The following is a 12,724-nucleotide window of genomic DNA, read 5'->3' as shown; positions in this document are numbered from 1 at the left end:
CGAACATGAAAAAAGGGCAGGAACCGTTCCCAGTCCCTGCCCTGTTTGTGCGGTCAAAACTCGTCTGACATTGCCCCATGCACTGTATGCACTACGCGCACCGCAAGGTGCGCCGGAAGTGCGCTGTAGTCACCCTCGTCCAGGGCAAAATATCCAAGGCGTCTGTCCTCGACGATGTGCTGATCGAAGAAGCTGTGTAGCGCGCGGCGCTCCGCCACAGCCAGCGCGGCAAAGTAGCGTTCCGAGTTTGAATTGTGCTGAGCAATTCAATTCATTGTATCCTCCTGATGTCTGCCGATGACGGAAGGAGCAGGACGGATGGGCGTGCGGCCGGCGGGTCAGGGATCGCCCGTATGGGCGACCGCGAAGCGGCGGTAGGGGTAACGATTTTGTCGGACCGTAGTGAAGCGAAGGGGAGGCAAAATGGTGGGTCCCTGCCGTCCTTGATGCGCCGGTTGCACGGCCATCAGAATGGGACAACCGTGAGCTAGACCCCCTCCCCACCAGAGAGTATAGACAACACAATTAGGGGCGCTGTCCGGTCCGGACAGCGCCCCTCTGAGCGGGATCGATGATGTTGGATGTCAGTCGATTTCGGGAGCATCGGTGTTGTCGTTGTCGTCGCTCGTACCACTACCGCGGGAGAGGAAGTCGACCTTATCAGCGAGGATCTCGGTGCCGTAGCGGGTGACCCCGTCCTTGTCCTCCCACTGGGTGTAGTGGATGCGGCCCTGGACCGATACCAGCTGACCCTTGGAGCAGTACTGACCGACGGTCTTGGCGAGGCCGTTGAAGCAGGTCACACGGTGGAACTCGCTTTCCTTGGCGGTGTAGCCGTTCTCGTCCTTGTAGGTCTTGCCGTCCTTGTCGCGTGCGGGACGATCGGTGACGACGGTGATCCCGGTGACATTGGTGCCGCCCTTGGTCTCGCGGGTTTCCGGATCGCGGGCGATGCGTCCGGTGAGGATTGCGATATTGGTCATGGTGTAATTCCTTCGGTTCCTCAAACCGGAGACCATCTCCGGCTTGCGAACTTGCCAAAGAAGCAGGGCATGGGAGGACTGCACCGCAGGAGCGAAGCTCCAAGGGAAACCTGTTCATGACGGGTGGTGCGGGCAGGCGCGCGAAGCGCGACCACACGGCCGGAAAGGAACGGGTTGCTGTCCTCAGCTGACCTGGTTCAGGACTGTTCGCGAAGAAAGCCGGATGGGTATCGGGTGCGGGCCTAAAGGTGCCAAGACCCTGCTGCAATCAGCTTGCCTCATCGCCCTCCGATGCCACCAGGAGATCCATGAGGTTGCGGGCTGCCTCCCGGTCTTCCTCGTTCTCGAACGCCACATCGAGATCGGGGGCGGACCCGAACATGTGCAGGAACGACCACAGTGCAAAGCGCTTGCCCCGGTCCAATTCTGCCTCGGCTAGCGTCGACTTTGCGCCCTAATCCAAGACGTACGCGTCCAGTTCCTTAAGTCCTGAAAGCGGACGTTATACCCGGCGATCTTAGCCTGGAAGGACGGCAATATCGGGCCTTTCTACGAATTGCGGCAGGCGGCGCGCTGAGGTCAATGCCAAGCGACATGCCGGCAGTCTCGCTTCCCCCCTCCTCTTGAAAGCGGGATGTCAACGCGAATATGAGATCCACAGAATGTTCGTAAATATCGCAAGACCGATGACAAGGGCTTCTCTTGCAGCTACTTTCATTTTACGGGAGTAATCGGGCGGAAAGTGAAGAGTATCCGTGTCTAACGCGAAACAGATCGCTGCAATGTTGCGCAGTCAGGCAGAGGGCGACGAGGAGCAGTTCCTCTCGATCGCGCTGCAGGTGGCGGCTGCCGAAGCACGGCGCGGTCGACGCGAGGCGGCCAACGAGATTCGCGCCGCCGTCGATGCCGCACGCGAAGGCCGCGGCGTTCGGCCGAGCATCCCTATCGCCTTTTCGCGGCCCAAGGGGGATCTTGAAGGCCTGCTTGACCTGCGCGAGGCGCGCATTCGCCTGTCCGATGTCGTTCTGCCGAAGGCGATAGAGCAGCGACTCAAAAATGTCCTGCTCCAGCAGCGCAAGCGTGAGTGGCTGCGCGAACACGGGAAGGTGCCCAGCCATCGACTGTTGTTCGTAGGCCCTCCCGGGTCGGGCAAGACCATGACCGCCGAAGCGGTAGCCGGCGAATTAAGGCTGCCCCTGTTCGTGATCCGTCTCGACACGCTGATTACCCGCTATATGGGCGAGACCGCCGCCAAGCTCAGGCTCGTCTTTGATGAAACTTTGCGGCGGCGCGCGGTCTATCTGTTCGACGAGTTCGACGCGGTCGGAGGGCGGCGCAGCGCGTCGAATGACGTTGCCGAGATGCGTCGTGTTCTCAATAGCTTCCTCCAATTCATGGAGGAGGAAAGCGCGACCGACAGCCCGATCGTCGCAGCCACCAACCATCCCGAACTTCTTGACCGCGCGCTCCTCAGGCGTTTCGACGAGGTGCTCGAATTCGCCCTGCCGAGCGCAGAGCAGGTTCGCGCGGTTATCAAGGCAAACCTGCGCGGAATGAAATATCCGCGGATCGACTGGGGCAATGTCGAGGAGGCGGCCAGCGGGCTGAGCCAGGCCGAAATCGCGCGCGCCGCGAACGAAGCGGTCAAGAACGCCATCCTCGCGCAGCGCAAGGCGATCTCGACCAAGCAGCTGACGGACAAGCTCGCTGAACGTCAGGCGATGCGCACGGTGTTTTCAGTCCAACCGTAACACGTGAGCGACTACGACAAGCCCCATCTCGATATCTCCGCGCTTGTCGCGCGCGGCGAATATAAGTCCCCTTCATCCAATGCGAGGGGCACCGCGGTCCAGCGCATCCGCGCCGATCACGGGCAGCGGCTCGCCACCGAGCTGCACGAGGCGTTCGCGCGCGCCGACGCCGAACAAGCCGCGCCGATCGCCGAGATCGAGGGCCTCGAGCCTGCTGGCGGGGTCTTTCTCGAAGTCGAGCTGGCCCCCGGCAGTGGCGCGATCATGGTCGAGCGCAAGACCGAAGGAACAAAACAGAGCGCCGAAAAGATCCTCGAGAATGGCGCGCGCTCGCTGGCTTTGTTCGTCCCGGAGGACGCGCGCGACAAGATCGAAGCGGTCCTCGAAGATTATCGCCAAGGCGAGATAACATCGACCCGCGGCACCCCGCCCAAAGCCAGTCGCGTCGAACCGATCGAACATTTCCGCGAGGCGCGGCTCAGAACCTTCTGGCGCGACGATCAAGACGCGCTCCCGACCGACCCGCAAGCGAGCATCTGGTGGGGAGCATGGTGTTTCGCCGACGCCGTCGAACGTGTGGTTGAGGCAGCCGGCACGCTTGGCATGCAGGTCGGCGAAGCGGATACTTGGCTGCGCTTTCCCGAGACGGTCGTGGTTCCGGTTTTCGGGCGGGTCAGCGCGGTTGAACTCCTTCTCTTCGCGAGCGGCGGGATCGCCGAATTGCGCCGTGCAAGCGATAATCCAGCGGTGTTCACGCAGAATCTGCGAGACGAGATTCCCGCGCTGATTGAGGATCTCGCGGCACGCATCACCTGGCCCGGAGCCGAGGCCCCGGCGGTGTGCTTGCTCGACACCGGCGTCAACCGTGCGCACCCCTTGATCGAACCGGCGCTCTCCGAAGAAGACACGCTTGCGGTCAATCCGGCCTGGGGCGGCGATGATCACGAAACCGGCCCAGGGCATGGGACGGGGATGGCAGGCCTCAGCCTGCACGGAGATCTCGTCGCACCGCTTGCCGACCAGTCTCAGCCGACGCTTGCCCACCGGCTCGAATCCGTCAAAATCCTGCCTCCGACCGGCTTTCCCGCCAACGATCCGCACGCCTATGGGCCGATCACCCATTCGGCGATCGCGCTTGCTGAAGTGCAGAACCCGGAGCGAGACCGGATCTTCTGCATGGCGGTGACCAACACTCTTCGTTCGGGCGCTGAGGCGAGCGCATGGAGTGCAGCCATCGACCAGTCTGCCGCTGGAGCCGAGCACAGCGATGAGGAGACCGAGGCGCCGAAGCGGCTTGTGTTCCTTGCTGCGGGTAACGTGCCCGATAACGCGGTGGCGGCCGAGATCGCAGATGTCGACGCCTTCCCGGCACAGGACCCCGCCCAGGCCTGGAACGCGCTTTCGATAGGCGGCTTCACGCAAAAGACCGCGATTGCGGATGCGGGGTACGAGGATTGGTCGCCGGCGGTCGATGTCGGTGAGCCCAGCCCCTACAGCCGGACCTCGTATCTCTGGGATAGTGCGAAATCACCTTTCAAACCCGAGCTTGTTTTTGAAGCGGGCAACCGCGCGCTCAGTCCCTCTGGCGAAGAGGCGGTCGCAGGGCTCGATTCGCTGTCGCTCCTGACGACTTCGAGGAACGTCGATGCCGACCCGCTGACGCCGTTTTGGGCGACGAGCGCTGCAACCGCGCAAGGCGCGCGCATGGCGGCAGAACTCGCCGCCGCTTTCCCGCACTATTGGCCTGAAACGCTGCGGGCGCTCATGGTGCACAGCGCCCGATGGACACCGCCCATGCTAGCAGCCATCGAGAATTGCGCTGGCAAAAGCGAACGCTCGGATTGTTTGCGGCGGTTCGGCTACGGGGTACCAGATCTGGGCCGGGCGACCGCTTCAGCCCAAGACGATCTCGCACTCGTCGCGCAAAACACCATTCAACCCTTTCGCAAGGATGGTTCGGTTCGCTTCAACGAAGCGCATGTTTATCCGCTGCCCTGGCCGCGCAACGTGCTGGAAGCGCTCGACAATACGAGAGTGCGGCTCAAAGTGACGCTCTCCTATTTCGTCGAGCCCAATCCAAGCTTTGCAAGCGCGATCGATCCGGCGCGCTACCAGTCTTTTGGCCTTCGCTTCGATCTCAAGCGTAGCCGCGAGAGCGCCGCCAATTTTCATAAGCGCAACAACGCCGAGATGGCGGCAGAAGGCGCGGCCGCCGCGAGCGATCCTGATGCGGGATGGCTGTTCGGACCGCGCTCGATCTCGGCCGGCTCTCTGCATGTCGATATCTGGGAGGGGGCCGCGGTCGAGCTCGCCGCGCGTAATCTCCTTTACGTGAAACCCATCACGGGATGGTGGCGCGAGCGGGTCGGATTGGGCCGTTTCAACGCGAAGGCGCGCTATGCGCTCGTTGTTAGCATTGAGACGCCCGAGACGGAGGTTGATCTGTACACACCGATCGCGGCCACGATCCCGACAATTGTCGAGGTCGAAACCGGCTGAGCGAACTGATCCGATCGCGATCAGCACTTTCACCGCCAACGTGTACCTTCGCCCAGAGCGGAATTTCGACGCTCGGGCATACGATCAGGCATTAGACGGAGTTGAAAACCCAACGTCGGCTTTCTGCTGTAGCTCAGCCAAGACCGGACCTTCAGCAAACGGCCCAGCTTCTGCCATTCAGAGTGCGACGAATTAGCCGCTCAATACGGGCCCGCTCGGTCAATCGCACCATTGCAACGAGTTGGCGGACACCTCGGTAGGTGGGGGTATTCTGACCGCCGGGTTCCGATTTTTAGAGGGCATTCTTATTGTTAAATGTTCGTTATATGTCCCTCCTCCGCTACCAGGAATCAGCGTCCGCATAGGATCGCTTGAGTTCGCATGCGTCCGCATTTTTTGGATCAACTCACCGATTTCAATAGCCCATGTGCTACCACGCCAATCCGCTTGGAAACGTATGCGTCCTCTTGTGTTCGCCTGAAGCCGAGGCTTTTTGGGGTTTCGGTAGGGGTATTCTCGGCGTCGGTGAAATGGGGTGATACTCCCAACTGCGCGCTCAGCCAAAGGGCGAGTTTTTCTGGCTTTCGCAACGGTTTATGAAAGATTAATAAGGCGACCTAGTCCGTAAAGGTCTCGGTTTTTCTGTCTGTCTTCGAGTCCTATGTGGCATTCGGACACCAGCAAGCGTGCAGAGGCAGGGGGAGGGCGTCAGTTGTTCGTTCGGAATGACCGCATTGCGTCCTACGTCGCAATTCGCCAGTTCAGGAGGCAACCCCAGAAGCCACCAGACCGTGGTCTGCAGCTAGCGGAAGAATATGTTCGCAGCTATTCCACTGCGCCTTTCGCCGAAGTTATTTTTGACGACTCGAGCGCTTCGCTAATTGGTGCGCATCTCGTGGACCAGGTTGCCGACGCTGCAGATCACCGCGTTCTCAGCGATGCTGAGGTCATCGGTTCTTGCCGAAATTTCGGCAACTATCCGCTGCTTGCCGATGTCGGTCGTCGCGAAAAGCACCGAGACAAGCGCGGCGTCCGGCAGTGTCTCGATCGATCCCTTGATCACCCTTTCGATTTCCTCCCTCCGCGAATAGACATTGGTGTGCGCTTCGAAAATCATTTCTATTCTATGGACTGGTCTGTTTTCGCGTGCGGGCAGCACACGGACTGGCGAGGTGAACAGCATGCTGTGAGGCAGGTTCACTTCCGCCCCTGAGAATATCATAGAGCCCTCGGGGTTTTCAAATTCGCGCAGGCGTGTCACCAACAAGTCGTAATCGAGAACCTCTCCCCTGAAAGTACCAATTTCAACGATGTCGCCAACAACATAGGCCCGCGTAAACGCGCGCAGCATCGAACCCGAAAGACACAGAAGAATCTCTTTGGTGGCGATCACCAAAGCCACTGCCACAGCCGTCAGAGACAGAGCAAAGGTGCGCAACTGCGGGGCCCAAATCATGATAAGGCCCACCAGGCCAATCAGGATCAGCGCGTTCCGCGAACTTGACACCCATCGCCTTCTGACTTGGTCGGGCATGGTTTCGCGCTGCCTAAAAGCCCGTGCTATCAAGAGCTGCATCAGAACAAGGCTCAGGACCAACGCGATCGATGCCACTGTATCCGAAGACAGCTTGTAGAGTATGTCCTGCACGTCCGATCCTCTCAGCAAGCTCACGAGCCGTGCCGTAGACGTTCGTAAAGGATGCGGGTCTCGAGCAAATTGCCAATGCGCAGGGCCACCTCGATGACGTCGAAAGGTTTCGACACGAAGTCCTTGGCCCCGAGCGATAAAGCGCGGCGGCGGGCCTGCAATGTGGAGTCGGCCGTCAGCACCAGCACCGGGCGGAACTCTTCGGGCGTATCATGGCGTGCGAACGCTTCGAGCAATTGGAAACCGTCAATCGCGGGCATCATCAGATCGAGCAGAACCAGATCCGGTTCCAGATCGATGTAAGCCTTCAACGCCTGCGTGGGATCAGTCAGGCAATGGGTGTCGGCGTACCCTTCGCGCTCGAGCAGGCTGCGCAAGAGCAAGACGTTGGCGTCCTCATCGTCCACCACGAGGATGCGACGGGACAGGATATCTTTGGGCTGAACGAGTTTGTTAGTCATCTTCGGTCAATGTGCCTTTGTCATGTGACTCGCTCGCTTCTTGGGCATTTCCCATCGCAGGAAGGGCAAACCAGAATATCGATCCAAACCTCTCCCTATCGTAGCCAATCGTGCCTCCCATCGATCCGACAAGGCTCTTGGAGAGCGCCAGCCCAAGCCCGGTTCCTTCTACAGTCGATCGCTCGTTCTGCCCGAGGCGGTCGAAAGCGGTAAACAATCGCGGGATATCCTTCGTTGCGATGCCCGGACCGTCGTCTGCTATCTCGATCCGCACAAGGTCTTTGTCCATCCGGCCAGACAAGCGAACGAATTCACCGTTAAGATTGTATTTCGCTGCATTGGCAATGAGATTCAGACAGACTTGTAGCGTTCGACGCTTGTCTACCATCATCTCGATTCGGTTGTCGGCCGCCTCGATCTGGAATTGGAGATCTGCGGCCCTTACTAGTGGGGCCCCCATCGAATGCGCTTCGCGAAGCAGATCGTTAAGATTGACCGGCTCAAGCTGAAGGTCCTCGGCGCCAGCCTCGATGCTTGAAATGTCGAGCAAGTCGTTGATGACCGACAGAAGATGCCTTCCAGCTTTCATGATTTGCTGGACTGCCGATCGATGATGGTCGGCGAAGCTGTCTTCCTCCATTTCCAACAATTGCCCGAAGCCTAGTATGGCATTCATCGGGGTGCGCAATTCATGGCTGGTGCGAGACAGAAAGGCGGTCTTCGCCTGATCCGCTGCAATCGCCTCTTCGCGCGCGGCCAGCAAGGCTTCTTCGGTACGGCGCCGCTCTGACATATCGCGCGTGACTTTCGCGAAGCCTCGCAAGGTGCCATCCGCATCGCGCAAGGCGGTTATGACGACATTTGCCCAAAAGCGCGATCCATCCTTGCGCATGCGCCAACCCTCATCCTCCGCTGCACCCTCCTTGCGCGCCTTCTGAAGCATGATAGCCGGTAATCGATCACGGGTCTCCTGTGGGTAGAAAGTGCTGAAATGCCGACCGAGAATCTCTTCCGCGCGCCAGCCCTTGATGCGTTCCGCGCCAAGGTTCCAAGTCGCGACAGTGCCGTCAGGTTCGAGTGCAAAGATTCCGTAATCGCGGACCCTGTCTATAACGAGGCGGAAACGCTCCTCGCTCTCGCTTAGGTCTTTTTCACGCGCGCGCAGGAGATCGCTGGCGCGGGCAAGTTTCTCCCCCAAGCGGCCTATTTCGTCTGCTTCTTCCGGAAGTTCCAAGAGGCGCTCCCCTCGTGCAAGCAGCCCTGCATTGTTCTCCAAGATACGCACTCGCCGCACGATACCGGTCGAGAAAAGATAAACTGCCGCGAGGCTACCGAGCAATCCGAAAAGCGCGCTGATGGCGGTGAGGGCAAAGTAGCGCTCCCTCACGTTGTCGACTGTTGCACGGCGCCTTTCGAGCAGTTCCGCCTCGGCTCGCTGCATCGAGTCCACGCGGTCGCCAAGCTCGTCGAGCACTGCGCTGCTGGCAGCGAGTTCGGCGCGAATCAAAGCGCCTTCCGGTCCCGGCTGATTGGCGGTAGCCAGCCCAACAAGACGCGCCTGGGAGGCAGATTTATCTTCTACCAGCGCCGACAGGGCTTCAAACTCGGAGCGAACACCCGCGTCCTCGATGGCCTGATCAAGACTTTCCATTATCGGCGGCAGTTCCTGCCGCGCCTTGTCATATGGCGCGAGCAAGCTTCGATCACGTGTGAGGACATAGCTCCTCACCGCGGCTGCCGCTTCGGATAGAAGCGCGTGTACTTGATAGGTGTCACGCTGGATCTCGAAAGCTCGGCGGACATCGTCTTCTGCCCGGGCTTCGGCGCTGCTGGCAAGATAGAGCGATCCGAGTGCTCCGAACAGGACAGCCAGCGGAATCCCGACCAAGAGCACACCCTTGTAGGCAAGGGGGCGATTTGCCCAGATGCGCCCAGCCGACCGTTTCGTGCGGTTTGCGTGTCTCATGTAGAGCCGTGTTGCCCGATCTGGGTAACCAATACCGCCGCTTGAGTCCGATCGCTGACCCCCAACTTGCTGATAATCCGTTCGACGTGCACCTTGACCGTTGCAGGGCTGATCTGGAGCTGACGTGCGATCTCCTTATTGGTCAATCCATTCGCGACCAGTCCCACCACATCGCGTTCGCGCGCAGTCAGTAATCCCGTTATATCGACCTTGCCGCCGCGCAAAGGAGCTGCTCGCATCGCCGCGTTGACGAGGTCCAGCGGGATAGCCGATTGTCCCGCCAACACTTGGCCGATGGCCGCGCGCAGGGCGTCGATCGCGGCATCCTTCAAAACGAACCCCGACGCGCCTGCATCAAGAGCCTCCCGGACATAAGACGGCATGTCGTGGAGCGTCAGCATCAAAACCTTTACCCCGATATCCATCGATACGATTTGTCGCGTTGCTTCCAGCCCGTCGATCCCGTCACCAAGGCGGATGTCCATGAGAACCAGATCAGGCCTGTGTCGATTGGCAAGTTCGACCGCGTCTTCGCCAGTGGCGGCCAAGGCGACTATTTGGATATCTTTTCCATCTAGGACAGCCTTCAGGCCTTCCCGTGCCAATTGATGGTCATCAACGATCAGGATACGCGTCGGATTCAAACTGAAACGCCCTCCGGAACGAAAGCGGTCACGGTAACGCCGCCCTTGGGACCGGAAGACCAGTCGAGCCGACCTCCGATGGCGGTCATCCGCTCCTTCATCACGTCGATGCCGATATGATTGCCGCTATCTTCACCGGACAAGACCGGATTCACAAGCCCGACACCGGTGTCTCGAATTCTGAGAAATCGCTTCATCCCATTATCAGCGTTTGCCCCGTCAAGTCTGAGATCAATGAAAACGCTGCATGGTCCGCCACAATGCTTGCGAATGTTGGAAATTGCTTCCTGGGCTACGCGAAACAAGGCGTTCTCGACATTGGGCTCCATGTGCGCATCTACGCACGAACTGTCGAAACTGACAGTGAAACCGTCCTTTTCAAGCCCCTGAGCCAGCGATCCAATCGCAGCCTCAACTCCGAGATCGTCGAGCAAGGTGGGACGCAAACCGCTAATTACTCCTCGTAATTCGGTGACGAGTTCACGCGCGATCTCCGCCAGCCGTTTGCGCTCGGCAGCTGGCATGTCCGGAGAATCGGCCCCGCCCGGGCCCTCGATCATTCGTGCCAAAGCAGTGGCCGTTTGAGCGACACCGTCATGCAATTCCTGAGAGACGCGGCGTCGCTCATCTTCCTGAGCGGTAAAGATGCGTCCCACGATGTCTTCTAAGCGCTTTTCTCGATCCCGGAGGGCATCGAGGAGGCGACCCCGCTCTGTTTCACGATTGGCGCGGTCGATCGTGGCACCCATCCATTCCAGATAAATGCGGAGTGTCTCCCGATCCTCTTCGTCGGGAATGTCCGTCTCGCTAGCGAGACCCTCGACCGTAATTCTGCCCACGGGGCCCTCCACCCCTGGCGCGCAAATGGGGATACCATCGCCTTGCGCACCTAAGGTCACGATGGCTGACCGAGAGCCAACGAAGAATGCCAAACGTTCTGCGCACTGTTCGAGAATTTCGCCGATTGTATCCTGTGTAGCCTCGGACAAGCGTTTGCCAACATCCGACAATAGCCGCATTCGCGCAGCGCGCGCCTCAGCCGCACGATAAAGTTCGCGCAATTCTGCGATCGTTTCCAGCCTCGGCGGAGTTGGGGGCATGCTGCTATGCATACCGCTGATCTAAAGGATTCTGTCGAAAACACATAGGCCATTCGGCCTACGCCGAGCAGCTAGCCACTCGGCAGATTTGCGCGAATTCCAGCTCCCCTATTTCAACTTTCGATAGCAACACGGCTGTCTCAGACAACTTGGCGTGAACCCTTCCGCCGCAAACACATAGGTGAACTGAAATGAAAAAGATCAACTTCAAGGCTCTCATCGCCGCTACCGCCATTCCCGCTGCGGGTCTCGGCCTCTTCATCGCACCGGCGTCGGCTGCGGATTACAATGCCAAGGCCGCATCCAGCGCAATGGTTGCACCGACTTATTCTCCGATCACCGCTGCCGAAGTTGAGGCAGCACAGGTGGCTTGGGGTAATGCTCTTGTCGCAATCGCGACCGAGTACGACACCAACGGCCACGCAGCTGCCAAAAAGCTCGCGGGTGAAATCATCGACAGTGCTTATGGCTACAACATGGGCCCGGTGCTGTTTAAGCCAACCTTGGCGAATGGCGAACAAACCTTCCGCACGACCCGCGATGGTGCGCTTTCGTACTTCGTCGGCGGTGACGCTGACTTCGCGCAGGACGGAGGTTTCGCGCTCAAGGGCTGGCGCAGCTTCGAGATCGACAACGCCGGCATCCTCATCAAGGGCAACTCCGCCACATCGATGGGCCATGTGACGGTGATCGATGCTGACGGCAACCGCACCACGGTCGACAAGACCTGGGGCTACGTCCGCGGCCCCGACGGCGCGCTGCGCATCGTGCTTCACCACTCGTCGCTGCCTTACGCCAGCTAACTAAGCGTCCAGGCCTTGTTCGGACCCGCTTACCTCCCCTGTCTGCGGGTCCGGAATTGGCCGGACCACATCCATCCGATAAATTCACAAGGTTCGGTACAATGAGATTTCAGGATAAATTAAAGATCGCCGGCGCAATCGCGCTCTTCGGCATAGCACTTCCGGCACCAGCAGCAGCGCAAGATGATCGGGCTGGCTCAATTCAGGTCAAAGGCTTCGTAACCGGAGTTTTGCCCGACGGAGAGATCACCGAGGTGACGATTGATGAGATCGGACTTCCCGCCGGTTCTCAGACCGAGGCGTCGGATTCGGTCGTTCCAACGGTTGCGGTCGAGTATTTCTTGACCAACAATTTTTCGATCGAGACGATTTGTTGCGTCACCCCGCATGACGTGAACGGCACGGGTGCTGTGGCTGGAGCCGAGTTGGTAGACGATGCGATCATTTTGCCGGCCACGATACTTGCTAAGTATCATTTCGATCTCAGCGACAGCATCAAACCGTATCTCGGTGCAGGACCGGCCTACTTCTTTATCTTCGGCGAAGATGTCGGGGCAGATGCCGCTACGCTGGGTGCAACCAATGTCGACTTGTCCGACGAACTTGGGTTTGCCTTGCAAGCTGGTGTCGATGTGGCGTTGAACGATCGCGGTCTGGGCCTCTCGCTCGATGCGAAGCGCTACTTCATCGGAACGACCGCAACATTCAACGCAGGCGATACGGTCGCATTGCAGACAGAGCACGATCTCGATCCTTGGGTCGTGAGCGCCGGCCTGTCCTATCGCTTCTGAACAGCAGTGGTCCAGGAGCGAGCTTATTAGGCGCGCTCCTGGATTATGCGCATCTTAAAACCAAGAAAACCGGCGAGA

Annotated in this window: 11 protein-coding genes; 4 read left to right on the top strand and 7 right to left on the bottom strand. The window is 59.3% G+C overall.

Annotated features, from left to right (window positions below; translation table 11 throughout):
• Nucleotides 1–53: 53 nt before the first annotated feature.
• Both ASS64_RS17015 and ASS64_RS15645 read right to left on the bottom strand, forming a co-directional pair.
• Nucleotides 54–266: a hypothetical protein gene (locus ASS64_RS17015; protein WP_067696562.1), complete on the bottom strand. Its 213-nt coding sequence runs from the start codon at nucleotides 264–266 to the stop codon at nucleotides 54–56.
• A gap of 318 nt (nucleotides 267–584) precedes the next feature.
• The gene (locus ASS64_RS15645; RefSeq protein ID WP_067696557.1) at nucleotides 585–983 is read right to left on the bottom strand and encodes a single-stranded DNA-binding protein; all 399 of its coding nucleotides are present in this window, start codon (nucleotides 981–983) and stop codon (nucleotides 585–587) included.
• A 755-nt stretch (nucleotides 984–1,738) separates the two neighbouring features.
• Here ASS64_RS15645 and ASS64_RS15640 point away from each other — a divergent pair.
• Both ASS64_RS15640 and ASS64_RS15635 read left to right on the top strand, forming a co-directional pair.
• Nucleotides 1,739–2,734: an AAA family ATPase gene (locus ASS64_RS15640; RefSeq protein WP_067696555.1), complete on the top strand. Its 996-nt coding sequence runs from the start codon at nucleotides 1,739–1,741 to the stop codon at nucleotides 2,732–2,734.
• 3 nt (nucleotides 2,735–2,737) lie between these two features.
• The gene (locus ASS64_RS15635; protein ID WP_067696553.1) at nucleotides 2,738–5,233 is read left to right on the top strand and encodes a S8 family peptidase; all 2,496 of its coding nucleotides are present in this window, start codon (nucleotides 2,738–2,740) and stop codon (nucleotides 5,231–5,233) included.
• Between the two features lie 877 nt (nucleotides 5,234–6,110).
• Here the strand turns inward: ASS64_RS15635 and ASS64_RS15630 are convergent.
• From ASS64_RS15630 to ASS64_RS15610, 5 genes are all read right to left on the bottom strand, one after another.
• On the bottom strand, nucleotides 6,111–6,881 hold the full coding sequence (locus ASS64_RS15630) for a mechanosensitive ion channel family protein (protein WP_067696549.1): 771 nt from the start codon (nucleotides 6,879–6,881) through the stop codon (nucleotides 6,111–6,113).
• A 20-nt stretch (nucleotides 6,882–6,901) separates the two neighbouring features.
• Nucleotides 6,902–7,342 carry a response regulator gene (locus ASS64_RS15625; protein WP_067696546.1) on the bottom strand — a complete coding sequence of 147 codons (441 nt, stop codon included), beginning with the start codon at nucleotides 7,340–7,342 and terminating at the stop codon, nucleotides 6,902–6,904.
• Nucleotides 7,335–9,236: a PAS domain S-box protein gene (locus ASS64_RS15620; protein WP_234002426.1), complete on the bottom strand. Its 1,902-nt coding sequence runs from the start codon at nucleotides 9,234–9,236 to the stop codon at nucleotides 7,335–7,337. The genes ASS64_RS15625 and ASS64_RS15620 overlap by 8 nt, the downstream gene beginning before the upstream one ends.
• A gap of 68 nt (nucleotides 9,237–9,304) precedes the next feature.
• Nucleotides 9,305–9,952 carry a response regulator transcription factor gene (locus ASS64_RS15615; protein ID WP_067696538.1) on the bottom strand — a complete coding sequence of 216 codons (648 nt, stop codon included), beginning with the start codon at nucleotides 9,950–9,952 and terminating at the stop codon, nucleotides 9,305–9,307.
• Nucleotides 9,949–11,052 carry a sensor histidine kinase gene (locus ASS64_RS15610; RefSeq protein WP_198147741.1) on the bottom strand — a complete coding sequence of 368 codons (1,104 nt, stop codon included), beginning with the start codon at nucleotides 11,050–11,052 and terminating at the stop codon, nucleotides 9,949–9,951. Before ASS64_RS15610 ends, ASS64_RS15615 begins: the two co-directional genes overlap by 4 nt.
• A gap of 191 nt (nucleotides 11,053–11,243) precedes the next feature.
• On the opposite strand from ASS64_RS15610, the gene ASS64_RS15605 reads away from it, so the two are divergent.
• Nucleotides 11,244–11,855 carry a phosphoribosyl-AMP cyclohydrolase gene (locus ASS64_RS15605; RefSeq protein ID WP_067696532.1) on the top strand — a complete coding sequence of 204 codons (612 nt, stop codon included), beginning with the start codon at nucleotides 11,244–11,246 and terminating at the stop codon, nucleotides 11,853–11,855.
• A gap of 101 nt (nucleotides 11,856–11,956) precedes the next feature.
• Nucleotides 11,957–12,646: an OmpW family protein gene (locus tag ASS64_RS15600; protein WP_067696529.1), complete on the top strand. Its 690-nt coding sequence runs from the start codon at nucleotides 11,957–11,959 to the stop codon at nucleotides 12,644–12,646.
• Nucleotides 12,647–12,724 lie beyond the last annotated feature (78 nt).

This window comes from Erythrobacter sp. AP23 (genome assembly GCF_001542855.1).
Classification (GTDB): Bacteria; Pseudomonadota; Alphaproteobacteria; order Sphingomonadales; family Sphingomonadaceae; genus Qipengyuania.
The sequence above is the reverse complement of the archived record's forward strand: the minus strand, read 5'-3'. Positions and strand labels throughout refer to the sequence as shown.